At 62.4% G+C, this 23,405-nt stretch carries 21 protein-coding genes and 1 tRNA gene; 10 read left to right on the top strand and 12 right to left on the bottom strand.

The window, feature by feature from the left end; genetic code table 11:
• Window positions 1-630: 630 nt before the first annotated feature.
• Window positions 631-707: transfer RNA gene (locus NKJ26_RS31140), tRNA-Arg, on the bottom strand.
• A gap of 84 nt (window positions 708-791) precedes the next feature.
• Window positions 792-1,955, bottom strand: coding sequence for a M20 aminoacylase family protein (locus NKJ26_RS31135; protein ID WP_352699492.1), 1,164 nt, complete (start codon window positions 1,953-1,955; stop codon window positions 792-794).
• 210 nt (window positions 1,956-2,165) lie between these two features.
• On the opposite strand from NKJ26_RS31135, the gene NKJ26_RS31130 reads away from it, so the two are divergent.
• Together NKJ26_RS31130 and NKJ26_RS31125 are read left to right on the top strand one after the other, a co-directional pair.
• Complete coding sequence (locus NKJ26_RS31130) at window positions 2,166-3,329, top strand: D-alanyl-D-alanine carboxypeptidase family protein (RefSeq protein WP_352699490.1); 1,164 nt, start codon at window positions 2,166-2,168, stop codon at window positions 3,327-3,329.
• 4 nt (window positions 3,330-3,333) lie between these two features.
• Complete coding sequence (locus NKJ26_RS31125) at window positions 3,334-4,446, top strand: CobW family GTP-binding protein (protein ID WP_352699488.1); 1,113 nt, start codon at window positions 3,334-3,336, stop codon at window positions 4,444-4,446.
• 11 nt (window positions 4,447-4,457) lie between these two features.
• Here the strand turns inward: NKJ26_RS31125 and NKJ26_RS31120 are convergent, their stop codons facing one another.
• From NKJ26_RS31120 to NKJ26_RS31100, 5 genes are all read right to left on the bottom strand, one after another.
• Window positions 4,458-4,697, bottom strand: coding sequence for a sulfurtransferase TusA family protein (locus NKJ26_RS31120; RefSeq protein ID WP_027023343.1), 240 nt, complete (start codon window positions 4,695-4,697; stop codon window positions 4,458-4,460).
• A gap of 10 nt (window positions 4,698-4,707) precedes the next feature.
• Window positions 4,708-6,006 carry a L,D-transpeptidase family protein gene (locus NKJ26_RS31115; protein WP_352699486.1) on the bottom strand — a complete coding sequence of 433 codons (1,299 nt, stop codon included), beginning with the start codon at window positions 6,004-6,006 and terminating at the stop codon, window positions 4,708-4,710.
• 258 nt (window positions 6,007-6,264) lie between these two features.
• The gene (locus NKJ26_RS31110) at window positions 6,265-7,215 is read right to left on the bottom strand and encodes an acetyl-CoA carboxylase carboxyltransferase subunit alpha (protein WP_352604616.1); all 951 of its coding nucleotides are present in this window, start codon (window positions 7,213-7,215) and stop codon (window positions 6,265-6,267) included.
• Between the two features lie 98 nt (window positions 7,216-7,313).
• On the bottom strand, window positions 7,314-8,225 hold the full coding sequence (locus tag NKJ26_RS31105; RefSeq protein ID WP_352699484.1) for a site-specific tyrosine recombinase XerD: 912 nt from the start codon (window positions 8,223-8,225) through the stop codon (window positions 7,314-7,316).
• A gap of 29 nt (window positions 8,226-8,254) precedes the next feature.
• Window positions 8,255-8,407, bottom strand: a complete 153-nt coding sequence (locus NKJ26_RS31100) for a hypothetical protein (RefSeq protein WP_015315495.1) — start codon at window positions 8,405-8,407, stop codon at window positions 8,255-8,257.
• Between the two features lie 217 nt (window positions 8,408-8,624).
• Between NKJ26_RS31100 and NKJ26_RS31095 the strand changes: the two genes are divergently transcribed.
• Genes NKJ26_RS31095 through NKJ26_RS31085 form a run of 3 tightly spaced genes read left to right on the top strand, consistent with a single transcriptional unit; the run spans window position 8,625 to window position 11,307 of the window.
• Entirely contained in the window at window positions 8,625-9,236 is a 612-nt protein-coding gene (locus tag NKJ26_RS31095) for a shikimate kinase (protein ID WP_352699482.1), read from the top strand.
• Window positions 9,233-10,417, top strand: coding sequence for a 3-dehydroquinate synthase (aroB, locus tag NKJ26_RS31090; RefSeq protein ID WP_352699480.1), 1,185 nt, complete (start codon window positions 9,233-9,235; stop codon window positions 10,415-10,417). Before NKJ26_RS31095 ends, aroB begins: the two co-directional genes overlap by 4 nt.
• Entirely contained in the window at window positions 10,414-11,307 is an 894-nt protein-coding gene (locus NKJ26_RS31085) for an HlyC/CorC family transporter (RefSeq protein ID WP_352604624.1), read from the top strand. The genes aroB and NKJ26_RS31085 overlap by 4 nt, the downstream gene beginning before the upstream one ends.
• 54 nt (window positions 11,308-11,361) lie before the next feature.
• Here NKJ26_RS31085 and NKJ26_RS31080 read toward each other — a convergent pair whose 3' ends face one another.
• The 4 genes from NKJ26_RS31080 to NKJ26_RS31065 form a co-directional block, all read right to left on the bottom strand.
• On the bottom strand, window positions 11,362-12,894 hold the full coding sequence (locus NKJ26_RS31080; RefSeq protein ID WP_352699477.1) for a SpoVR family protein: 1,533 nt from the start codon (window positions 12,892-12,894) through the stop codon (window positions 11,362-11,364).
• Window positions 12,895-12,903: 9 nt separating this feature from the next.
• Window positions 12,904-14,217 (bottom strand): YeaH/YhbH family protein, encoded by a 1,314-nt coding sequence (locus NKJ26_RS31075; RefSeq protein ID WP_352699475.1) that lies wholly within the window; start codon window positions 14,215-14,217, stop codon window positions 12,904-12,906.
• An 18-nt stretch (window positions 14,218-14,235) separates the two neighbouring features.
• Window positions 14,236-16,185 (bottom strand): PrkA family serine protein kinase, encoded by a 1,950-nt coding sequence (locus tag NKJ26_RS31070; RefSeq protein ID WP_352604630.1) that lies wholly within the window; start codon window positions 16,183-16,185, stop codon window positions 14,236-14,238.
• 204 nt (window positions 16,186-16,389) lie between these two features.
• On the bottom strand, window positions 16,390-16,668 hold the full coding sequence (locus NKJ26_RS31065) for a hypothetical protein (RefSeq protein WP_352699473.1): 279 nt from the start codon (window positions 16,666-16,668) through the stop codon (window positions 16,390-16,392).
• Between the two features lie 384 nt (window positions 16,669-17,052).
• On the opposite strand from NKJ26_RS31065, the gene NKJ26_RS31060 reads away from it, so the two are divergent.
• A complete protein-coding gene (locus NKJ26_RS31060; RefSeq protein WP_352699471.1) occupies window positions 17,053-17,856 on the top strand; it encodes an alpha/beta hydrolase in 804 nt (267 codons plus the stop codon).
• A gap of 134 nt (window positions 17,857-17,990) precedes the next feature.
• Here NKJ26_RS31060 and NKJ26_RS31055 read toward each other — a convergent pair whose 3' ends face one another.
• Window positions 17,991-18,293, bottom strand: coding sequence for a BolA family protein (locus tag NKJ26_RS31055; protein ID WP_352699469.1), 303 nt, complete (start codon window positions 18,291-18,293; stop codon window positions 17,991-17,993).
• 184 nt (window positions 18,294-18,477) lie between these two features.
• Between NKJ26_RS31055 and NKJ26_RS31050 the strand changes: the two genes are divergently transcribed.
• The 4 genes from NKJ26_RS31050 (at window position 18,478) to NKJ26_RS31035 (ending at window position 23,134) form a co-directional block, all read left to right on the top strand.
• Window positions 18,478-19,098, top strand: a complete 621-nt coding sequence (locus NKJ26_RS31050) for a J domain-containing protein (protein ID WP_027023331.1) — start codon at window positions 18,478-18,480, stop codon at window positions 19,096-19,098.
• 123 nt (window positions 19,099-19,221) lie between these two features.
• The gene (gene cobS, locus NKJ26_RS31045) at window positions 19,222-20,208 is read left to right on the top strand and encodes a cobaltochelatase subunit CobS (RefSeq protein WP_027023330.1); all 987 of its coding nucleotides are present in this window, start codon (window positions 19,222-19,224) and stop codon (window positions 20,206-20,208) included.
• A gap of 11 nt (window positions 20,209-20,219) precedes the next feature.
• Complete coding sequence (gene cobT, locus NKJ26_RS31040) at window positions 20,220-22,118, top strand: cobaltochelatase subunit CobT (RefSeq protein WP_352699467.1); 1,899 nt, start codon at window positions 20,220-20,222, stop codon at window positions 22,116-22,118.
• A complete protein-coding gene (locus tag NKJ26_RS31035) occupies window positions 22,115-23,134 on the top strand; it encodes an esterase-like activity of phytase family protein (RefSeq protein ID WP_352699465.1) in 1,020 nt (339 codons plus the stop codon). The genes cobT and NKJ26_RS31035 overlap by 4 nt, the downstream gene beginning before the upstream one ends.
• The last annotated feature ends 271 nt before the right edge of the window (window positions 23,135-23,405 follow it).

Raw genomic sequence — 23,405 nt, 5'->3', positions numbered from 1 at the left:
CCTCTGCTCAAGGTAAGTCTTTGTCGCAGAAGCATTTTCCTTGATTCGGAGCCCCGATGCACTTCAACTGTGTGAGATATCCGGGTTAAGGCTTCTCGCGGGAGAGATTGCTGCATAATGCAGGCTCGTCGGCAGGGCGAGACTGTGTCGCACTTCCCGTAGGCGTGCAGCCTGCGCGGCCGGATTTAGTCTAGGTTTTGCGTCGGGAAGCCGACAACATCAACACCCGCTGCCTCAAGCCTGTACCTGGTAGCCAGCCAGTTCGTGCGAATCTGATCGTGGTAGTGTGCTGACCAAGAGGAGAACAGAGGGCCACCATTCGCCATGCTGCGATATGGTTCGAAGGAATGTCCGTTCTTCCAACACCGGCTGAATTCTGGAATCCAAGCCGGTGCGGTGGCGTTGGCGTGGCCGAAAATGCAGCAATTTCAATCGATGAAATGGTGCGCCCGAAAAGATTCGAACTCCTGCCCCCCAGATTCGTAGTCTGGCGATTCGTGAGTGAAAGACGCGAATGTGAAACGCTTCTTCAAATACGTCCTTGGGCTTGGTTGCTGACTCTCAGTACGAACTTTGCCGTACCGATTGACAAAAAAGCACGGCGGCGATCCCGCATCTATTTGATTTAATTGGTGATCCCGACAGGAATCGAACCTGTGACCTACAGATTAGGAATCTGCCGCTCTATCCTACTGAGCTACGGGACCACGCGGCCCGACACATAGCCGCTTCGGATCGTTTCGCCAAGAGGCCGAGCGAATGCAAATCGGCCGGCCTCTTAACGGCAGGCGTCAGGCGGCCAGCGCGGTCTCCGCCAGCTTCACCCAATAGCTCATGCCGTGCGGAATGGCCTCGTCGTTGAAATCATACGCGGGATTGTGCAGGCCGGCAGTGTCGCCATTGCCGATGAAGATGAAGGCGCCGGGGCGGGCTTCCAGCATATAGGAGAAATCCTCGCCGCCCATCACCGGCTGGATGCCGCGATGCACATGCGCGTCGCCGGCGACGTTTGCCGCGATATCGCTGGCAAACACCGTCTCTTCCGCGTGGTTGAAGGTGACGGGGTAATTTGCCTGGTAGTCGACCTCGATCTTGGCACCGAACGCGGTCGCCAGCCCGTCGCAGATCGAGCGGATGCGCTCTTCGGATTTTTTTGCGATTTCCTTGCGCAAGGTGCGCACCGTGCCGGCGATCTCGGCCGTTTCCGGAATGATGTTATAGGCATCGCCGGCATGGAACTTTGTCACCGACACCACCACGGCCTCGACCGGATCGGTGCTGCGCGAGGCGATCGTCTGCAGGGCTCCAACAAGCTGGCTGGTGATGACGATCGGGTCGATCGTGCCGTGCGGCATTGCCGCATGGCCGCCCTTGCCCTTAACGGTGATGGTGAACTCGGCCGTCGCCGCCATGATCGGGCCGGGCCGGATGGCGAACTGTCCGACCGGCAGGCCCGGCATGTTGTGCATGCCGAAGACCTTGGAGATGCCGAAGCGCTCCATCATGCCGTCCTTGACCATTTCGTTGCCGCCGCCGCCGCCTTCCTCCGCAGGCTGGAAGATCACCGCCACCGAGCCGGCGAAATTGCGTGTTTCGGCGAGGTATTTCGCGGCGCCCAAAAGCATCGCCGTGTGGCCGTCATGACCGCAGGCATGCATCTTGCCCGGAACGGTCGAGGCGTAGGGCTTGCCGGTAATCTCGTTCAGCGGCAGCGCGTCCATGTCGGCGCGCAGGCCGATTGTGGCGCCTTCGCCCTGGCGGCCGCGGATGATGCCGACGACGCCGGTTTTGCCGAGGCCGGTCACCACGTCGTCGCAACCGAAGGCCTTCAGCTTCTCGGTGACGAAGGCGGCGGTCTTGAACACGTCGAAGTTCAGCTCTGGCGTCTGGTGCAGATGCTGGCGCCAGCCGGCAACCTCGTCCTGCATTTCGGCGGCACGGTTCAGGATTGGCATGATGGTTCCATTTCGTTGTTGGAGCAGCCGGTTCAGCCTGGTGTAATTGTGATTGCCGGGCACTTTGCCATGTTGACGTCACATAGGGTAAATAGCACCGCAACAATGCGGTCCGGGTTTTGAGGGTCGGACCCATCATGCTGGCGGTCGCGTAGCGAAACCTTACGGAGCCAGAGGCAATCAGGGCAAGAGGCGATTTCGGAATAGATCATGCGGCACAGGCATTTCCTCAAACTATTCTCGGCCGGCGCAATCGTCCTGTCGTCCCTGGCCGGCCCGGCGCTGGCCAATCCGGTGGTTCTGTTCGACCTGAACAGCGGCAAGATCCTGCAGCATCAGGACGCGTTCAAGCGCTGGTATCCGGCGTCGCTGAGCAAGCTGATGACCGCTTATGTGACCTTCCGCGCGATCGCGGCCGGAGAGGTCCAGCTCGATTCGCCGATCAAGGTGACGAAACACGCCGCGGGCGAGCCGCCGAGCAAGATGGGGTTCAAGCCCGGTTCGGTCATGCGGCTCGACAATGCGCTCAAGATGATGCTGGTCAAATCGGCCAACGACATCGCCATGGCCGTCGCCGAGAATGTAGGCGGCTCGCAGGCGGCCTTCGCCGAGCGGATGAATGCCGAGGCGGCCCGGCTCGGCATGAACGGTACCCATTTCGTCAATCCGAACGGGCTCTATTCGCCGGACCAGTACACGACCGCGCGCGACCTTGCCGTGCTGGTGGTGGCGATCCGCCGGGAATTTCCACAATATGCGTCGTGGTTCTCGATCGAGGGGCTCGCGGTCGGCAAGAAGGCGATCTCGAACTATAATCTGCTGATCGGCCGCTATCCCGGGGCCGACGGCATGAAGACGGGGTTCGTCTGCTCCTCGGGGTTCAACATGATCGGCTCGGCGACGCGCAACGGACGCACCCTGGTCGCGGTGGTGCTTGGCGAGAAATCGGCAATCACGCGCGCCGAGATGGCGGCGAAACTGCTCGACCAGGGCTTTGACACGCCCGCCGCCGGCGCGGCCACCGTCGCCACGCTGGCGCCCTACGGCGACACTGCCTCACCCAACGACATGCATGACGAGATCTGCAAGAAGAAGAAGCCGGAAGAGCAGTCCGAGGCGCCTGCGGCCACCGCCAAGGACAAACCGAAATCGCCCTATCAGGAAAAACTCGACCATGTGCCGACGCTGGTGGCTGTCGGACTCGGCGGCGCCACGGGTCCGGCGCCCAAGGCGATGCTCGACCAGGGCGGCCAGGAATACGCCGACGTGCCGATCCCGACCTGGCGGCCCGACCGGCCGGCGCCGGCCGGAGCAGGCCCCGTGATTGCCGGTTCCGCCGTGCAGGGCGACCAGCCGGCCAAGGCGGCGAACTAGCCCGATGAGCGGCTTTCCCATTCCCGTATCGGTGCTGACCGGCTTTCTCGGCGCCGGCAAGACGACTTTGCTCAACCGGCTCCTGAAGGATCCGGCGCTGGCCGACACGGCGGTCATCATCAACGAATATGGCGAGGTGGCGATCGATCACCTGCTGGTCGAGCAGGCGTCCGACGGCATCATCCAGCTTTCCGACGGCTGCCTGTGCTGCACGGTGCGCGGCGAACTGGTCGACACGCTGGCCGACCTTGTCGACCGCCTGCAGACCGGCCGCATCGCACGCCTTGCCCGCGTCATCGTCGAGACCACGGGCCTTGCCGATCCCGCGCCCGTGCTGCAATCGATCATGGCGCATCCGGCGCTGGTCCAGGCTTTCCGGCTCGACGGCGTCATCACGCTGGTCGACGCGGTCAACGGCGATGCCACGCTCGATGCCCATGTCGAAGCGGTCAAGCAGGTCGCCGTCGCCGACCGCATCGTGCTGAGCAAGGCTGACCTGGTCACCGATCCCAGTGACCTGGAAACGCTGTCGGCGCGGCTGCGGCAAATCAATCCGGGCGCCGAGCTGCGCGAAGTCGCCGATACGGGCACGGCGGCGTTGTTCGACTGCGGCCTCTACAATCCCGCCACCAAATCCGCCGACGTGCGGCGCTGGCTAGGCGAGGAGGCCGAGCATGACCATCACCACGATAATGACCATGACCATGAGCATGACCATGAGCATGGTCATGGTCACGGCCATCGGCACGACCAGCGCGTGCGCTCCTATTCGCTCGTTCATGACGGGGCGGTGCCGTTTTCAGCGATCGAGATGTTTCTCGACCTTCTGCGTTCGACGCATGGCGAGCGCCTGCTGCGCATGAAGGGCGTCATCGAATTGCAGGAGGACCCGTCGCGGCCCCTGGTGGTGCATGGCGTGCAGAAGACCCTGCATCCGCCGGTACGATTGCCGGCCTGGCCCGACGGCCAGCGCGGCACGCGCCTGGTGCTGATCACGCTCGATATGCCAGAGGACTATGTGCGCCGGCTGTTCGCCGCCTTCACCAACCGGCCGTCGATCGACACGCCCGACCGCGCGGCGCTGGAAAACAACCCGCTGGCGATTGCCGGGCGATAGGCGTTCCCGAATCAGGCGGTCCCGCCGCGCTCGACCAGAAAACGATGGCCGCCCGAAACCGCTGCGGTTTCGACCAATTGATGGCCGGCATCCGAGCAGAAGGCCGGAATGTCGATGACGGCCAGCGGGTCGGTGGTCTCGAGCCAGAGCCGGCTGCCTGGCTGCATTCCGGCAAGGCGCTTTTTCGCCTTGAGCACGGGTAAGGGGCAGTTCAGCCCTTTCAGATCGTAGACGCTCGCACGCTTGGCCAAGGCGAAAACCTCAGCCGCCGAACATGCCGAGCAGCTTGTTCTTCAGCTTGGTGACCCGGCTCTCGTCGGCGCTTGCCGCCTGCGTTTCAGGCACGGGCGCCGCTTCTGTCGGGGCGGCGATGGTGGCGGTGGCGACGGGTGCCTCCTTGGCGGCCTTGGCCGCTTCCTTTTCGGCCAGCGCCTGCGCCTTGGCTGCTTCCTTGGCTTGCTTGGCAGCCTCTATGGCAGCCAGCCTCTGTTCCTCGGCCTTCTGCTTGGCGGCCTTTTCGGCATCAAGTGCCGCCATCTTGCGGCCGGCCGGCGAATCGATGCGGCCCATGCGCGCCGTCTCGGAAACCGAGCCGTCGGTATTGAGCGACGGCGGGTCGATCGGCACGCGCTCGCCGCGCGCACGGCGCTTGGACCAGTCGGAGACGATGCTGGCTTCCTTGATGCCGGCGATGGTAGGCTTGGGCGGAGGCACGCTGGCCTTGACCGCGCCGTTGAACGCCGCGTCGTAGGTGCTCATGTAGGAGCCGTAGGCGCTCTTCAGCGAATCCGGCTGCGTCGTTGCAGGGCAGGCGCCAGTCGGGTTGAAACTCGTTCCTTCGGGAGCGACCTGGTTGAAGACATAGCGCTTCTCGCAGACATCGACCTTCGGCGGCACCTTGGTGATCTCGAAATTGTCGTAGCCGACCTTCAGCATCTTCCAGAATTCGTAATTCGGATCGTTGCGGTAGCGCGCCATATTGGCGGCGGTCATGCGGAACGGAAAGGCCTGGATCTGGAATTCGGTCTGGCCGCCCTGGAAGGCGTCGCGGCCGAAGGCATAGATCTGCTCGATCTGTGCGTCGGTCATCGAATAGCAGCCCGACGACGAACAGGCACCGTGAACCATCAGGTTGGAGCCGGTGCGGCCGTTGGCGCGGTCATAGGCGTTGGGATAGCCGATGTTGAAGGACAGATGATAGTTCGAGCGTGGATTCATCTGCGCCGGGCGCACCGTGTAGAAGCCTTCCGGTGCCTGGCGGTCGCCTTCGGTGTATTTCGGCCCGAGCTTGCCCGACCATTTGCAGATATCGTAGCTCGCCACCATGTCATAGCGGCCGTTGGTCTTGGCCTTCCAGATTTCGAGCTTGCCCTCTTCCTTGAAGATGCGCGCCATTACCGACGAGGTGCGGACCATGCCCTTGGCCCTCATGTCGGCCAGGATCTTGTCCGGCAGCGGCTTGTTGGCCTCCGGGGCAAAGTCCTTCATCGACGAGTCGTTGCAGCCAGCGACGACTATCGAGGCGATCAGGATTCCGGTGCGGGCAAGCTTGGCAAACATGGGATACGGCTATGTCTTTTTTCTCGGGCCGATGGCTTCGAAATGCCGAGCCCGCATGCTGAACACCTACGGACCGTAAGCCCGTTAACCTTGAAAATTCCTTACCGCAAGCCTCGGCCAACCCGTCGCGGCAATTTCCCAACCCTTCGGCAATTTCATTGAACCGAATCCGGCGGCATTTTTGTGGCGAAATTGCTCATAGCCGCCACATTGTCGCGGGCAAGGCTTTCCGATTGCCTTATCCAGCCGTCAGGGAGATCAGAGACTGCGGCCCATCGCCAGGTATTTCTCGCGGCGCTGTTCGCGGAAATCGACGTTCGCGCCGGCAAAGTCCTTCATCGTCTTGGCGATGAGGTCGCCGGTTGCGGCAATCACCGTTTCGGGCGCACGCTGGGCGCCGCCGATCGGCTCGGGGATGATCGCATCGATGATCTTCAGTTCCAGAAGGTCCTGCGCCGTGATCTTCATGTTGGTCGCCGCGTCCTTCGATCGCGTCGTGTCGCGCCATAGGATCGAGGCGGCGCCCTCCGGCGAAATCACCGAATAGATAGAGTGTTCAAGCATGTAGACGCGGTTGGCGGTGGCGATCGCGATGGCGCCGCCCGAACCGCCTTCGCCGATGACCACCGAAATCGACGGGACCTGGAGCGACAGGCAGGCCGAGGTCGAGCGGGCGATGGCTTCGGCCTGGCCGCGCTCCTCGGCGCCGACGCCGGGATAGGCGCCGGCCGTGTCGACCAGGGTCAGGAGCGGAATCTTGAAACGATCGGCAAGCTCCATCAGCCGCACCGCCTTGCGGTAACCTTCGGGGCGAACCGAACCGAAATTGTGCTTCAGGCGGCTGGTCGTGTCCGAGCCCTTCTCCTGGCCGATGATCGCCACCGGCTCGCCGCGGAAACGGGCGAAGCCGCCGACGATGGCCTGGTCCTCGCCGAAATTGCGGTCGCCGGCGAGCGGCGTGAAGTCGCTGAACAGTCCCTTGATGTAGTCGACGCAGTGCGGCCTGTCGGAGTGGCGCGCCACTTGCACCTTCTGCCATGGAGTGAGGGCCTTGTAGAGATCGCGCAGCGCATCGCGCGAGCGCTTCTCCAGCCTGCTGATCTCGTCGGCGACATCGACCGCCTCGCCATTCTCGGCAAGCTTCTTGAGCTCAAGGATCTTGAGTTCGAGATCCTGCACCGGCTTTTCGAAATCGAGGTAATTGTACATGCGTGGGCGGACCGATGCGTCGGAAGGCAATGACTGCGGAACCGTTGAATCCAAGGCTCCGGGCGGTGAAATGTCGTCCTCACATAGCGATATGAGGCCTAGTCGGCAAGCGGATGATGATCGTTGACCAGCCGCAAGAGCCGCTCCTCCAGCACATGGGTGTAAATCTGTGTCGTCGATATATCGGCATGACCGAGCAATTGCTGCACGGCCCTGAGGTCGGCGCCATTCTGCAGGAGATGGCTGGCGAAAGCATGGCGCAGCACATGCGGCGATATCTTCGCCGAGGCGATGCCGGCCCGCGCCGCCAGCCCCTTGAGGTCGCGCGCAAAGACCTGGCGCGAGAGATAGCCGCTGTCGGACGCGGCCGGAAACAGGAACGGGCTGTCGGCGAAGGCCGGGACCGTGGCGCGTGCGGCAAGCCAGCTGCGCATTGCCGCGCGCGCCTTGGCCGACAGCGGTACCATGCGCTCCTTGTCGCCCTTGCCGCGCACCATGAAGAAGCGGTCGTCACGCTGCGCTACCGTCACCGGCAGGCCGACCAGTTCGGAGACGCGCAGACCCGTCGCGTAGAGCACCTCGACCAGCGCATGCAGGCGCAATGCCGCCAGCCTGTCACCGTGGGCAGGGTCGCCAGCCTCTTGTGCGGCGCGGTCGATGAGCCGGCCGGTGTCCGCCTCGCTCATGGTCTTGGGCAGCGGGCGGCCCTTTTTCGGGCTGTCCAGCGTGCCGGTCGGGTCATCGCCGCGCAGCCCCTCGGCGTAGAGGAATTTGAAGAACTGACGGATGGCCGACAGTTTGCGTGCCTGAGATGTCGGAGCGAAGCCGCGCGCGGCGATTTCGTCGAGGTAGGCGCGGATAGAGGCGGCGGCCGCGCCGGCGAGCCCGCCATCGATCTCGTTCGACGCGTCTTCGAGGTCGCGGCGATAGGAGGAAAGCGTGTTCTCGGCAGCCCCCCGTTCAGCGCTCATCATTTCCAGGAAGGCTTCGATGCGGGCGGCGTTGTTCATTTCCGTCGGGGTCAGTTTCTGCTTTGAAGTCAGTTCTTCTTTGGGTTCAGCTTTTCCGGGGGGATGCGCACGCTCATTTCCGCCTTTTTCGGCTCGACGAACATCACCAGCGCGAACATCGTACCATAGGCAATGCCGGCCAGAATCGCGAGCGTCACGACAAAGCGAAACAGTGTCGGCATCAATTTTCGCCCGTCTTGATGTTCTGCGTTTCCAAACCCTGTGCCCTTATGGGACGCCAATCCGGCCAATTCAAGCAAGAAGCTGAGGCCTGTCAGCAGCTTCTGATGCAGGCGGCCTCAGCCCGATATCAGCCTCGGACCGCTCGCCACGCTTGACGCAAACGGGCTTTTCATGTCGATACGCCGGCAAAGATGGCCCCAGAAACGTCATGATCCGATGAACGCGCACCCTGCAAATGCTCCAGGCGAGATCCACGCCGCGCTGCTTGGCCGGCTGGGCAGCCGTTCCATCGTCTTTGTCGGGCTTATGGGCGCTGGCAAGACGGCGATCGGCCGCAAGGTGTCGACAATGCTGGCGCTGCCCTTCATAGACAGCGACCAGGAAATCGAAAGCGTCTCGCGCATGACCGTCCCGGAGTTGTTCGAGCGCTATGGCGAGACCGAGTTCAGGGCGCTCGAGCAGCGCGTCATCCTGCGTGTCCTGGAGAATGGCCCGCAGGTGCTGTCCACCGGCGGCGGCGCCTTCATGAACCCGCAGACGCGCGAGGCCATCGCCGCGCATGGCGTGTCGGTCTGGCTCAAGGCCGAACTCGACCTTCTGATGGAGCGCGTTTCGAAGAAGCAGAACCGGCCGCTGTTGAAAAGCGCCCAACCCAAGGCTGTGCTGGAGCGGCTGATGAGCGAGCGCTATCCGGTCTACGCGACCGCGGATGTCACCGTGCCGACCCGCGACGACCGCAAGGAGGTCATTGCGGCCGAGGTGGTGGAAGCGCTGTGCCGGCATTTCGGCATCGACGAGATTACCGCGACGGGCGAGGTCGAATCGTGAGCGGGAATCAGCCGGTCACCGTCGAAGTCGGGCTTGGCGAGCGGACCTACGACATACTGATCGGTTCAGGGTTGTTATCCCGCGCGGGTGCCGAGATTTCGCGTCGCCTGCCTGGCACGCGCGCAGCCGTCATCACCGACGACAATGTCGCCGCGGCGCATCTCGATGCGCTGAAGGCCGGTCTCGAAAAGGGCGGCATCCAGCCAGCCGTGATCACTCTGCCGCCCGGCGAGAAGACCAAGAGCTTTTCCCGTCTCGAAGAGGTGGTGGACGGCATACTCGCCGCCAGGCTGGAGCGCGGCGACGTCGTCGTCGCCTTCGGCGGCGGCGTCATCGGCGATCTCGCCGGCTTTGCCGCCGGCATCGTGCGGCGCGGCATGAATTTCGTGCAGATCCCGACCTCGCTGCTGGCGCAGGTCGATTCCTCCGTCGGCGGCAAGACCGGCATCAACAGCGCGCGTGGCAAGAACCTTGTCGGCGTCTTCCATCAGCCGAGGCTTGTGCTGGCCGACACCGGAGTGCTCGACACGCTGCCGATCCGCGAATTCCGCGCCGGTTACGCCGAACTCGCCAAATACGGGCTGATCGACCGGCCGGAATTCTTCGCCTGGCTGGAAGCGAACTGGGCCAAGGTGTTCGCCGGTGGACCGGAGAGGGCCGAGGCGATCGCCGAGGCTTGCCGCGCCAAGGCCGACGTGGTCGCCCGCGATGAATTCGAGACCGGCGACCGTGCGCTGCTCAATCTCGGCCACACGTTCGGCCATGCGCTGGAAGCCGCCACCCAGTATGACGGAACCCGTCTCGTCCATGGCGAGGGGGTCGCCATCGGCATGGCGCTGGCGCATCGGTTCTCGTCTCGGCTCAACCTGGCGAGCCCCGACGACGCGGCGCGCGTCGAGGCGCATCTGCGCGCCGTCGGTCTGCCCTGGCGCATGGCCGACATTCCGGGCGAATTGCCCGATGCGGAGGCGCTGCTTTCATTCATCACCCAGGACAAGAAGGTGTCGCGCGGTGCGCTGACCTTCATCCTGACGCGCGGCATCGGCCAGGCCTTCATCGCCAAGGACGTGCCGGCGTCGGAAGTGTTGTCGTTCCTCGGGGAGAGCCATCCGGATCAGCGAGGAAGCCATCCGGGCCGGGAAAAAGGCCGTCCGGGCCGGCAACAAGGCCGTCCGGGATGAACGAGCCGGGCTGGATCGTCGCCGCTGCTCTTGCCGTCCTCGTCCTGCTGGCCGTCGCCCTGCGCACGCGCCTGCTTGCCGCTTTCGGCTATGAGCTGACGCGCATCGAGCCGCAGCGCTCGAGCCAGGACGAATTGCGTGGCGCGGTCGATGATTTCCGCCGCGACGGCCAGGTGGTGCGCGAGGATCGCGACCGTGTCGGCGGCCTGTTCGACCTTGAAGAGCTCGAAGTCTCCGACGTCATGGTCCACCGCACAAACATGCGCTCGGTCAATGCCGACAACGCGCCTGAAGCAGTGGTGCGCGAAATCCTGCAGAGCCCGCACACGCGCATGCCGCTGTGGAAGGGCTCGCTCGACAACATTGTCGGCGTGCTGCACGCCAAGGACCTGCTGCGCGCGTTGAACGAAGTCGGCAATGATTTCTCCAGGATCGACGTCATGAAGATCGCTTCGAGACCCTGGTTCGTGCCGGACACCACGACCTTGCAGGAACAGCTCAATGCCTTCCTGCGCCGCAAGGCGCATTTCGCCGTCGTCGTCGACGAATATGGCGAGGTCGAAGGGCTGGTGACGCTTGAGGACATCATCGAGGAAATCGTCGGCGAAATCGCCGACGAGCACGATATCGACATTCAGGGTGTCAAGCAGGAGGCAGACGGCTCTGTCGTCGTCGACGGCACGGTGCCGATCCGTGACCTGAACCGGGCGCTGGACTGGAACCTGCCGGACGAGGAGGCAACCACCATCGCCGGTCTCGTCATTCACGAGACGCAGTCGATCCCCGACGAGAAGCAGGCCTTCACCTTCCACGGCAAGCGCTTTACCGTGATGAAGCGCGACAAGAACCGGATCGCAAGGTTGAGGATCAGGCCTGCCGGCGATGCCTGATCCAGGAAACTGTGAAACGGCTTTCGGCCCAGAATCGCTCCGGGCCGCGCTGCGTCATTCCGGGATCTGGCTGGTCGAGCGTTCGTGGATCGTCGCGCCGGTCTGCGCATCGACGGACGCCAGGCTGACCTCATAGCCCCAAAGCCTGCGGATGTGACGAAGCGTTGCATCGCGGCCGGCATCCTCGAGAAGGATGCCGTCATTCACCTTGTGCTGCAGCCGCAAATGCCTGTCGCCGAGCAGATCGACATCGACCACCTGGATGTCCGGCCGGTTGGCGCCGACGTCGTAACTGTCGGCGAGCGCGGTGCGTATCTTTTCGTAGCCGCGCTCGTTGTGGATCGAAGCGACCTCGCAATGCGGCTGGTCGGCCGCGTCGCCGACCGCGAAAAGCCGCCATTTCCGGATCAAGGCCGGACTGAGATACTGGCGGATAAAGGACTCGTCGCGATGGTCCGCCCAAGCGTCGAGCAGGACCTCGAGCCAGTTGCCGTGGCCGGCGATCTCGGGAAACCAGTCCCGGTCCTCGGCCGTCGGATCGGTCGAGATGCGCTGGATGTCCTGCATCATGTCGAGGCCGAGAGCGTAGGGGTTGATGCCGGAAAAGCGCGGATCGTCGAACGCCGGCTGGAAGATCACGTTGGAATGGTTGCGCAGGATTTCGAACATGGCGCCTTCGCTGATCAGGCCGCGGTCGAACAGCATGTTCATCAGCGTGTAGTGCACGAAAGTGGCGCAGCCTTCGTTCATCACCTGCGTTTGCCGTTGCGGATAGAAATATTGAGCTATGACACGAACGATCCTGATGACCTCGCGCTGCCAGGGCTCAAGAACCAGGCTGTTCTTTTCCAGGAAATAGAGCAGGTTCTCCTCGGGCAGATTTAGCGATTTCTTCCACTCCGGATCTTCGTCCTTGTCGTTGGTTCGTTGCCGCGAAGGCGGCAGCGTGCGCCACAAATCATTGTAGGAGCGCTCTTCATATTCGAGACGCTCGCGAAGGCCTTCGCGCTGGCGCTCGGACGACAGCTTCGGCGGGCGACGATAGCGGAACACGCCTTGCTCCATCAGCGCGTGTGCGGAATCGAGAACAGCCTCGACGGCGGCGAGGCCGTGCCGCTCCTCGCAACGGGCAATGTAGCCCTTGGCAAACTCCAGGTAGCTGAGAATCGCCCCCGCGTCCGTCCATTGCTTGAACAGGTGATTGTTCTTGAAGAAATGATTGTGCCCAAGCGCGGCATGGGCTGTCACCAAGGCCTGCAGGGCCATGGTGTTTTCCTCCATCAGATAGACGATGCAGGGATTGGAATTGATGACCAGCTCATAGGCAAGTCCCCGCCCGCCTTTGCGATACAGCAGGTCCTGGTGGAGGAAATGTTTGCCGAAGGACCAGTGACGGTACATCAGTGGCATGCCGACCGACGAGTATGCGTCGAGCATCTGCTGGGAGGAGATGATCTCCATCTGCACGGGATAGGTGTCGAGATGAAGCTCTTCGACCGCGATCGCCTCGATCGCCTCATGGGCTCGCGACAATTTCTTGAAATCCCAGTCGGACCCGGAAAAAAGCAGACCGGCATGTCTGGCCATCGGCACCCCTCACGCGCTTTTGAGGAGAGCCGGCTGCCTGCCGAAGAGCTGGCGAAAGACCGGGTAGATATCGGCGGGTGTGGCGATGCGGCTCATCTGGAAGTTCGGCCATTTCTGGTCGATTGCGCTATAGGCGCGCCATAGCGACGTTCCGTTTTCGGTCGTGCCGAAAATATGCGCTTCGCGCTTGTCGATGATCTCGACATAGGCGAAATACTGGCACAGCCGCATCAGCTGATCGTCGAGCAGGGCTATGCAGCGCTCGGAATCGGTGACGAAATTGTCTCCGTCGGATGCCTGGGCGGCATAGATATTCCACTCGCTGGGCGGATATCGCTGCCTGATGATGCGATGCATCTCCTCGAGCGCGGTGGAAACGACGGTACCGCCGCTTTGCGTGCAGTAGAAGAATGTCTCCTCGTCGACCTCCTGCGCCTCGTGGGTGTGGCGGATAAAGACGATCTCGATGCGCTCATAGCGCCGTTTCAAGAACAGGTGCAGCAGAACGAAGAAGCGCTTAGCCAGATCCTTTTCGCGCTCGCCCATGGAACCGGACACATCCATAAGACAGAACATCACCGCGTTGGCGTTCGGCACCGGCTGGGGGTCGAAGCGGTTGAATCGGATGTCGACCGGGTCGACATAGGCAATTCGCTTGCGCCGCCGCTCCAGCCGGTGAAGCTCCTCGCGCAATGCCGCGATGCGTTGCCGTGTCGCAACACTGGACGGCGCCGACTCAAGCGCGACGATTTCCCTGAGGATCGCGTCCAACTCCTCCTGCTTGGGGCGCCTCAGCGCAATGCGTCGGCCATGACTGTTGCGCATCGTGCGCCCAACGTTGATGTTGGTCGGTGACCCAGTGGCCGCGAAGCCGGCCCGGCGTGGCTTGAAGGCCAGTATCTCCTTGAGGTTGAGCTTGACCATGTCCGGGAGTTCGAGATCCTCGAAAAAAAGATCGAGCACCTCTTCGCGTGACAGCACGAAACGAAAGTCGTCCTCGGATGCCGTGTTTCCCGGCGAGGAGGCCCCCGCGCCGCCGCCCTGGCCGGGTTTGGGAATCAGGTCACCCGGGGAGAAATGCTTGTTGCCCGGCAGGATGTACTGGCGCCTGCCGCTGTTCCTGGCATTGTTGAAACTCGGCTCGGCCGTTCTTCTTTCGGGCATCGGCACGGCGTGCTCGGCATCCGCATCGGCGATCCTGCCGGTGCGGATCTGATCGCGTATGCTCCGCTTCAGTTCTTCGCGCGCACGCCTGAGGAAGCGCTGGCGATTGCCGAGGCTCTTGTCCTTTGGATTCAGGCGACGGTCGATGAAGATCGGCATGGGACCATCCGGGTTCTCTCAACCCGCCTTGTTCACCCGCATGTACCAGTCCACGAGACGATGCACCTGCCGCTCGGTGTAGCCGCGCTCGATCATCCGCTGCACGAATTCGTTGTGACGTTTTTCGGTGACGCTGTCCTGCTTGGAACCGAAGCTGATCACCGGCAGGAGGTCCTCGACCTGTCCGAACATCCGCTTCTCGATCACTTCGCGCAGCTTTTCATAGCTCGTCCATGACGGGTTGCGGCCGTGATTCCTGGCGCGGGCGCGAAGCGTGAACTTCACCACCTCGTTGCGGAAGTCCTTGGGATTGGCGATGCCCGCCGGTTTTTCGACCTGCGACAGTTCGTTGTCCAAAACCTCGCGGTTGAGGATCTGGCCGGTGTCGGGATCCTTGTAGTCCTGGTCCTCGATCCAGGCATCGGCATATGCGATGTAGCGGTCGAAAAGATTCTGGCCGTATTCGCTGTACGATTCCAGGTAGGCCTTCTGGATCTCATGGCCGATGAACTCGGCATACCGCGCCGCAAGTTCGGACTTGATGAACTCCAGGTAGGCGGCTTCCGTCTCCTTCGGAAACTGTTCGCGCTTGATTGCTTCCTCCAGGATGTACATCAGGTGGACGGGGTCGGCAGCCACCTCTTCGGTGTCATAGTTGAAGGTCTGCGACAGGATCTTGAAGGCAAAGCGCGTGCTGACGCCGGACATGCCCTCGTCGACGCCGGCGGCATCGCGATATTCCTGAACGGACCTTGCTCTGGGATCGACATCCTTCAGGTTCTCGCCGTCATAGGCGCGCATCTTGGTGTAGAGCGGCGAATTGTCGTGCTCGGCCAGGCGGGTCGATACGGTGAACCGGCTGAGAATATCCAGCACCTCGGGGGCGCAGGGGCTGTTGGCCAATTCACTCTCCCGCAGCAGCTTTCCGTAGATCTGCCTCTCTTCGGTAATCCGCAGGCAGTACGGCACCTTGACCACGAGGATCCGGTCGAGGAAGGCTTCGTTGTTCTTGTTGTTCTTGAACTGCTGCCATTCCGATTCGTTGGAATGGGCCACTATGATTCCCTGATAGGGAAAGGCGCCGAAATTTTCGGTGCCGTTGTAGCTGCCTTCCTGGGTCGCGGTCAGCAGCGGATGCAGGACCTTGATGGGCGCCTTGAACATTTCGACGAATTCGAGCAGGCCCTGGGTGGTTCGGTTCAGTCCACCGCTATAGGAATAGGCATCCGGGTCGGACTGGCTGAAATTTTCCAGCTGCCTGATATCGACCTTGCCGACCAGGGCCGAGACGTCCTGGTTGTTCTCATCGCCGGGCTCGGTCTTGGCGATAGCTATCTGGCGAAGTCGCGAAGGCATCAGCTTCACCACGCTGAACTTGGAAATGTCGCCGGATAGTTCGTCCAGGCGCTTGGCCGCCCATGGCGAGATAAGCCCGTTCAGCCGGCGTCGGGCTATGCCGTATCTGTCCTCCAGCAGGTCGCCCATGCGATCGGGATGGAAAAGTCCGAGCGGCGATTCGAAAACCGGGCTGATCTGGTTGCCGACCTTCAGTGTGTAGATCGGGCGCTGCTCCATCAATTTCTTCAGCCGTTCGGCAAGGGAGGATTTGCCGCCGCCGACCGGGCCGAGGAGATAGAGGATCTGCTTGCGCTCCTCGAGCCCCTGGGAAGCGTAGCGAAAATAGCCCGCGATGCGCTCGATCGTATCCTCCATGCCATAGAAATCGGCAAAGGAGGGGTACACCTTGACGGTCCGGTTGGAGAAAATGCGGCCGAGGCGCTCATCCTTGCTGGTGTCGACAAGGTTCGGCTCGCCGATCGCCTCGACCATTCGTTCTGGCGCCGAGGCATACATCGATTTGTCCTCACGGCAGGAAAGGAGATATTGCTGAAGACTGATCTCCTCCTGCGCGGCGCTCGTGTAGATCTCTGAAAACAGATTGAAGACGTCGGACTGGTTCTCTGGCATGGTACTCTCGTCCTCCGAGCCGTTCTGGCTGCCAGTCGGCTCATCGTGTAATCAACTGCCGGAAAGCATTGTGGTTCCCTTCACATGAAGGAGAGGATCCACAATCGGCGTTGAGGTTGTCAGACAGGCGGCCGGATGCTCGCCCAAGGATTCACTTGGTGACGGCGAGCAGATTTTGAAGGGCGCGTTGACTCATTTCTGCACCTACATGCCGTGGTCGGGAACGTAGAGGCAGAATGAATGCTGCGAGTTCGCATCGCCGCCGGGCTTGCATTCGTGAAAGAACTCGTCACGAGACCGTTTGATCCGGCTATCGCTGTAGGGAATGAGTTCGCCGGTCGAGAGCTGGTAGCCGTATTTTGTTTCTTTCACATCCGATGTGGGCGCCTGATAGCAGTCCATTCCCGAGCAGCAAGAGCTGTCGTATTGCCAACCCTTCGGAGACTGGTGCGCAGCAACTGGATCCGAAAGGAACACGGCCACTGCGATCGCCGGTAACAGAGCTCGACGGAGCCTGCGTGCCGAAGGTCTGCGAGGCTGCAAACCGCCTGCGCACCTGCCGGGATGCTCGGCTGGAACTCGAGATATCATCTTCATTGTGGTCAACCATTCGGGGAGCGCCGGCCGAGGCCAATGGCTGCTCGATCTGACAATCGGTTCGTTCCGCAAAGTCTTGGGACCTCTGTGGAACGGTGCGGACAATCAACTGCCAGATCAGAGAAATGTTCCACATTCCTCATGGGCGACCGGTTGTCAGCCCCGCGTATTTCGACGAATTGGCCAAGTTCCTGCCTTGTTTCCAACCCTTGAGTGGACGCTCGCTATGCTCTGCGTGCACTTTTGCCCCGGGGCGGTCAGGAGAGAAAGATGATCGGCAGGCGAACCCTGCTCTTGGCGTCTATGACGGCGCTGTTGCCTTCGGGAACCGTAGCGCTTCGGGGCCGGCAACCGGTTCCCCGGAGCTTCGATTACGGGCCTGCCAAGCTCGACATCTATGCGCCCGAAGGCGCGGACGGACTGCCGGTGGTCTTCTTCGTGCATGGCGGTGCGTGGCGGCTCGGCAAACGCAGCCAGGTGGATGCCAAGCCTGCCTTCCTGCTCGCCAACGGCTTCTGTTTCGTCTCCATCGATTATCGCATGCTGCCCGAAGCCGACGTCGCCACCCAGGCCGGGGACGTGGAAAAGGCCTATGCCTATGTGCGCGCCAACATCGCCCAACATGGTGGCGACCCCAACCGCATCGTCGGCATGGGCCATTCGGCAGGCTGCCATCTGATTGCCTTGACCGGCATGCGCGGCGGATTGCCTCGTGTCGCGGCGCTCATCCTCGACGACACCAGAGCCTATGATCTTGCGTCCCTTGCAAAAAATGGCGGCATGGTCCGCGCCTATGCCCGGGCTTTTTCCGATCGCTCGCAATGGGCCGCACTTTCGCCGGCCAGCTATGTCGACGGCCGCAAACATCCGCCGACCTTCATCGCCTATTCGCGGGCGCCGGGGCGAGGCGCGGACTCGAAGGCCTTTGCCGAGCGCCTGCGCGCCACCGGCACCGAAGTCGTACTGTTCGACGGCAGCGCCTACACGCATATGTCGATCAATCGCGATTTCGGCGAGGATGGCGACGCGCTGACCGCCGCCGCGCTGGCGTTTCTGAAATCGACCGTCGGCTGATCGCCGAACCTTCCGACGAGCTAGCGGCTCGCGCCGACACCTGCGAGCGGTTCGGCGCGCTTCTGGACGGCACGCTGTCGCAGCGCGGGCCATTCCTCATCGAAGCGGTGATCCGATGGCCGCGAAGGGCGGGCCTACCAGCGGGTATTCTCGCCGGGAGCGGCCGGCTCGATCGCCAGGGCGTGCACGCCAGCCTTCAGTTCGTCGGCGAGCAATTCGTTGACGGCGCGATGGCGCTCGACGCGGCTCATGCCGGCAAAAGCCGAAGCGACGACGCGGACGCGAAAATGCGTCTCGCCGCTGCCGTCAAAGGCGCCGTGATGGTCGGAACCGTGATGGTGATGGCCGGCGTGGAGATGGCTCTCGTTGATGACCACCAGCCGGTCCGGCGAAAATGCCTTGTTGAGCTTGTCTTCGATGATCGCCTGCATGGACATCGCCGTCTCCCTTCACCATCTATTGCTGGCACCACATATTGCTGGCGCACCAGCCTCGGGGGCCGCTGCCACACAACAAAATCCGCCATTCGCCCGCTTTATGCCGCGATTCAGCGGTTAGGGCGATCATCGCGAAAATGTCAATTCTTGTTTCGCATCTGCGAACGCCCCATAAATGGGTTAGATGAAGCCGTACCCAAAATATTTCGAGAAGATTCGCGTCCGCCCCGACAAGGACGCGGAGCTGAAGTCGCACTCGCCGATCTGTCAGTGGGATGGCTGCAAGGAGGCGGGCACTCATCGCGCGCCGGTCGGGCGCATGAAGGAGGGCGAGTATTTCCGCTTCTGCTTCGACCATGTGCGCGAGTACAACAAGGGCTTCAACTATTTCTCCGGCGTGCCGGACACCGAGGTCGCGCGCTTCCAGAAGGAAGCCATGACCGGCCACCGGCCGACTTGGAAGATGGGCGTCAACGGTGCCTCGACGCGTTCGTCGCCCGACATGGCGCAGATGCGTTCCGGCCGTGCCGGTTATTACAATCGCATGCGAGACCCGTTCGATCTGTTCAAGGGGCCGAAGGATCCGCGCGAGGCGCGCGAGCGCAAGGCCAAGCCGCTTGAGGCCAAGGCACTGGAAACGCTTGGCCTTGATACAAAGGCGACTGGCAAGGAGATCAAGGCGCGCTATAAGGAGCTGGTGAAGCGCCATCATCCGGATGCGAATGGTGGCGACAGAGGTTCGGAAGACCGGTTCCGCGATGTGCTGCAAGCCTATCGCGTGCTCAAACAGGCGGGCCTGTGCTGAGCGACCACACGGTTCGTGTCGTTTTCCAACTTTCATAAGGTTGGAAAAGGCTTTAAGACCGCCCCCGGACAAAATCGATTGCCGGCGAAACGGCATGTTTCGCTCGTGGAGACGTTGAGAGATATGAACAAGGTCGATCGCGACATCGCCAACCTGCCCGATACGACGGTGTCGGTAAAGGAAAAATTCGGTTTCGAGTCCAAGATGGTGGTGCCGGCCTATTCGGTGACATCAGAGCATGTGCCCGACATCGATCCGGACTATCTGTTCGACAAGGCGACGACCATGGCGATCCTCGCCGGCTTCGCCTACAACCGCCGCGTCATGGTGTCTGGCTATCACGGCACCGGCAAGTCGACTCATATCGAACAGGTCGCCGCCCGCCTCAACTGGCCTTGCGTGCGCGTCAACCTCGACAGCCATGTCAGCCGTATCGATCTCGTGGGCAAGGACGCGATCGTCGTCAAGGAAGGGTTGCAGATCACCGAATTCCGCGACGGTATCCTGCCATGGGCCTACCAGCACAATGTCGCGCTGTGCTTCGACGAATACGACGCGGGCCGTCCGGACGTGATGTTCGTCATCCAGCGCGTGCTGGAATCGTCGGGCCGGCTGACGCTGCTCGACCAGAGCCGGGTCATCCGCCCGCATCCGGCGTTCCGGCTGTTCTCGACCGCCAACACGGTTGGCCTTGGCGACACCACCGGCCTCTATCACGGCACGCAGCAGATCAACCAGGCGCAGATGGATCGCTGGTCGATCGTCACTACGCTGAATTACCTGCCCCATGACAACGAAGTGAACATCGTGCTGGCCAAGGCCAAGCACTATCGCGATGCCAAGGGCAAAGACATCGTCAACAAGATGGTGCGCGTCGCCGACATGACCCGTTCGGCCTTCATCAATGGCGATCTGTCGACCGTGATGAGCCCGCGTACCGTCATCACCTGGGCCGAGAATGCCGAGATCTTCGGCAATATCGGCATGGCGTTCCGGCTGACCTTCCTCAACAAGTGCGACGAGTTGGAACGCTCGGTGGTCGCCGAGTTCTACCAGCGCGCCTTTGGCGAAGATTTGCCCGAAAGCGCCGCCAACGTGGTGCTGGGCTAAGCAGGGCCTCCATGGCAGGTCCGGGCGACAATACGCGCAACAAGTCGAAGACGGGGTCTGAAGCCGACAGCTTCAAGCGCGCCGTCACCGTCTGCATGCGCGCCATTGCCGGTGACAAGGAAATGGAAGTCGGCTTCGCCAAGGACCGGCCGGCACTTGCCGGCAGCCGGGCGCGCCTGCCCGAACTGCCGAAGAAAGCTTCGAAGACCGACATCGCGATCACCCGTGGACTCGGCGATTCCATGGCGCTCAAGCGCGCCTGCCACGATGTCCGCATCCACACCAAGCTGGCGCCGGAAGGCAAGGCGGCCCGCGCCATCTACGACGCGGTCGAGCAGGCCCGCGTCGAAGCGATCGGCAGCCGCGCCATGCAGGGCGTCGCCGACAATATCGGCTCGATGCTGGAGGACAAATACGCCAAGGCCAATCTCGTCGACGTCAAGGACAAGGCCGACGCGCCGATCGAGGAAGCGCTCGCCCTGATGGTGCGCGAGAAGCTGACCGGCCAGCCGATTCCCAAGAGCGGCGAGCGGCTTGTCGAGCTCTGGCGCCCCTGGGTCGAGGAAAAGGCCCATGCCGATCTCGACGGCCTGTCGGCCAAGCTCGGCGACCAGCAGGCCTTCGCCCGCGTCGTGCGCGAAATGCTCGCCTCCATGGAAATGGCCGAGGAACTCGGCGACGACCAGGAGACGGAAGATTCCGAGGACAATGACGACAACCAGCCGCAGGGCGAGGAGCAGAGCGAGCACGGCGGCGATGACGATTCCGGCTCCGAGCAGTCGCAGTCCGAGGACGCCGAGGCGTCGGCCGACGACGAGCAGTCGGCCGAGACGGAAGCTTCCGACGCCACCGCCGACGACCTGTCCGACGAAGACGACGCGGATGCCGAGACGCCCGGCGAGGCGCGCCGCAACGACAATCCCTTCACCAATCTGCCGAAGGAAATCGACTACAAGGTTTTTACCACCGCTTTCGACGAGACCGTCGGTGCCGAGGAGCTTTGCGAAGAGGAAGAGCTGGATCGGCTGCGCGCCTTCCTCGACAAGCAGCTTGCCAATCTGTCCGGCGTCGTCGGGCGGCTTGCCAACCGGCTGCAGCGCCGACTGATGGCGCAGCAGAACCGGTCCTGGGATTTCGACCTGGAAGAGGGCTATCTCGACCCGGCGCGTCTGGTGCGCGTCGTCATCGACCCGATGCAGCCGCTTTCCTTCAAGCAGGAACGCGACACCAAGTTCCGCGACACGGTGGTGACGTTGGTGCTCGACAATTCGGGCTCGATGCGCGGCCGGCCGATTACGGTCGCCGCCACCTGCGCCGACATATTGGCGCGCACGCTGGAGCGTTGCGGCGTCTCGGTCGAGATTCTCGGCTTCACCACCAGGGCCTGGAAAGGCGGGCAGGCGCGCGAGAAATGGCTGAAGGACGGCAAGCCGCCGAATCCCGGCCGGCTCAATGATTTGCGCCACATCATCTACAAATCCGCCGACCACCCATGGCGGCGGGCACGGCGTAATCTCGGCCTGATGATGCGCGAAGGCTTGCTCAAGGAAAACATCGACGGCGAGGCGCTGTTGTGGGCGCATAACCGGCTGATCGCGCGGCCGGAACAGCGCAAGATCCTGATGATGATCTCCGACGGCGCGCCGGTCGACGATTCGACCCTGTCGGTCAATCCGGGCAATTATCTCGAGCGCCATCTGCGCGCCGTCATCGAACTGATCGAGACGCGCTCGCCGGTGGAACTGCTGGCCATCGGCATCGGCCATGACGTCACGCGCTATTACAGGCGCGCCGTCACCATCGTCGATGCCGAGGAACTGGCCGGCGCCATGACCGAGCAATTGGCCTCGCTTTTTGCCGAGGAAAGCGCGCGCGATACGCGCCGTGGCGGCATGCGGCGCGCCGGATGACCTTTTCTGCGGGCGGCTTTCGGCAGACGCTCTTCGCCGCCATCGCCCTGGCTTCCAGCATGGCGTCGGCGCTGGCAGGCTCGACCACGGTCGAACCGGTCGAAATCTCGGCCCGTCCGATTACGCAGTTCCAGATCGGCCGCGCCGACAAGCAGTTCGGCCCACTCGAGTTCGTCGGCGGGCTGGAAATGACCTCGCCGAGGCGCGATTTCGGCGCGCTGTCGGCCTTCCGCTTTATAAAAGCGGGCAGCGATTTCATTGGCGTCGCCGATACCGGCTTCTGGTTTTTCGGCACGGTGGTCCGCGACGCCGACAGGCGGCCGTCCGGCATTCAGAACTTCAGTATGCAGCAGATGGTCGACGAGACCGGCCAGCCGATCGACGAGAAATGGGAAGTCGATGCCGAAGGTCTCGCCGTCAAGGATGGCATCGCCACTGTCGGCTTCGAGCGCAGCCACCGCATCGCCCAGTTCAAGGTCGATCCGAGTGACATGAAGGCGCCGTTCCGGCAGCTGGATTTCCTCATTCCGGCCAGGGAACTGCGCCAGAATCGCGGCTTCGAAACCGTTACCCATGCCAATGCCAGAGGCCAGCATCAGGGCGGGCTGGTGGTGGTTTCGGAAAAGAGCCTCGACAAGGCCGGCAACATCTATGCCGCCATTATCGAAGGCCCGCACAAGGGCGTGTTCACCGTCAAGCGCAACGGCGACTTCGACATCACCGACGGCGCCTTCCTGCCGGATGGCGACCTACTCTTGCTGGAGCGCAGCTTTTCGATGGCTCGCGGCGTCAAGATGCGGCTGCGGCGCATCCATGGCGAAGGCGTCGAGAAAGGCGCCGTCGCCGACGGGCCGGTGCTGCTGGAGGCCGACATGGGCTACCAGATCGACAATATGGAAGGGCTCGACGTCTGGACCCGCGACGACGGCGCGCTGATGGTGTCGTTGATCTCCGACGACAACCACTCGATCCTGCAGCGCAATCTCTATCTGGAATTCATCCTGCACCAGGACTGATCGGCGCTCCAGCTGCGAAGCTGAAGTTGAGGAAACGCCGGGTTCGATTTGGTCGGACGCCTTCCCCCCACTCCGTCGCTGCTTCGCAGCGCCACCCTCTTCCCCCTCCGGAGGGAGAGGAAGGGAGTCTGGTTTGGCGAACGCATGCCCTTCCTCTCCCCCGTCGATCGGGGGAGAGGTGTCGAGCGGACGACGCAGGGGGGGGGGTCGCCGACGGGTGGGAATTAATTTATGTGAACTTGAACAATAATGATATAGAGACAAAACAAAA

The organism is Mesorhizobium sp. M0152, from assembly GCF_040322415.1.
In the GTDB taxonomy this organism is placed as follows: domain Bacteria; phylum Pseudomonadota; class Alphaproteobacteria; order Rhizobiales; family Rhizobiaceae; genus Mesorhizobium.
Note: the sequence above shows the minus strand (reverse complement) of the source record. Positions and strands in the feature narration are given on the sequence as shown.

Bases quoted from the DNA above. Each gene is read 5' to 3' on its own strand.
- NKJ26_RS31135 (WP_352699492.1), bottom strand. From the start codon at position 1,955: ATGCCAATCCTGAACCGTGCCGCCGAAATGCAGGACGAGGTTGCCGGC.
- NKJ26_RS31130 (WP_352699490.1), top strand. From the start codon at position 2,166: ATGCGGCACAGGCATTTCCTCAAACTATTCTCGGCCGGCGCAATCGTC.
- NKJ26_RS31125 (WP_352699488.1), top strand. From the start codon at position 3,334: ATGAGCGGCTTTCCCATTCCCGTATCGGTGCTGACCGGCTTTCTCGGC.
- NKJ26_RS31115 (WP_352699486.1), bottom strand. From the start codon at position 6,006: ATGTTTGCCAAGCTTGCCCGCACCGGAATCCTGATCGCCTCGATAGTC.
- NKJ26_RS31110 (WP_352604616.1), bottom strand. From the start codon at position 7,215: ATGTACAATTACCTCGATTTCGAAAAGCCGGTGCAGGATCTCGAACTC.
- NKJ26_RS31105 (WP_352699484.1), bottom strand. From the start codon at position 8,225: ATGAACAACGCCGCCCGCATCGAAGCCTTCCTGGAAATGATGAGCGCT.
- NKJ26_RS31100 (WP_015315495.1), bottom strand. From the start codon at position 8,407: ATGCCGACACTGTTTCGCTTTGTCGTGACGCTCGCGATTCTGGCCGGC.
- NKJ26_RS31095 (WP_352699482.1), top strand. From the start codon at position 8,625: ATGAACGCGCACCCTGCAAATGCTCCAGGCGAGATCCACGCCGCGCTG.
- NKJ26_RS31085 (WP_352604624.1), top strand. From the start codon at position 10,414: ATGAACGAGCCGGGCTGGATCGTCGCCGCTGCTCTTGCCGTCCTCGTC.
- NKJ26_RS31080 (WP_352699477.1), bottom strand. From the start codon at position 12,894: ATGGCCAGACATGCCGGTCTGCTTTTTTCCGGGTCCGACTGGGATTTC.
- NKJ26_RS31075 (WP_352699475.1), bottom strand. From the start codon at position 14,217: ATGCCGATCTTCATCGACCGTCGCCTGAATCCAAAGGACAAGAGCCTC.
- NKJ26_RS31070 (WP_352604630.1), bottom strand. From the start codon at position 16,185: ATGCCAGAGAACCAGTCCGACGTCTTCAATCTGTTTTCAGAGATCTAC.
- NKJ26_RS31060 (WP_352699471.1), top strand. From the start codon at position 17,053: ATGATCGGCAGGCGAACCCTGCTCTTGGCGTCTATGACGGCGCTGTTG.
- NKJ26_RS31055 (WP_352699469.1), bottom strand. From the start codon at position 18,293: ATGTCCATGCAGGCGATCATCGAAGACAAGCTCAACAAGGCATTTTCG.
- NKJ26_RS31050 (WP_027023331.1), top strand. From the start codon at position 18,478: ATGAAGCCGTACCCAAAATATTTCGAGAAGATTCGCGTCCGCCCCGAC.
- cobS (WP_027023330.1), top strand. From the start codon at position 19,222: ATGAACAAGGTCGATCGCGACATCGCCAACCTGCCCGATACGACGGTG.
- cobT (WP_352699467.1), top strand. From the start codon at position 20,220: ATGGCAGGTCCGGGCGACAATACGCGCAACAAGTCGAAGACGGGGTCT.
- NKJ26_RS31035 (WP_352699465.1), top strand. From the start codon at position 22,115: ATGACCTTTTCTGCGGGCGGCTTTCGGCAGACGCTCTTCGCCGCCATC.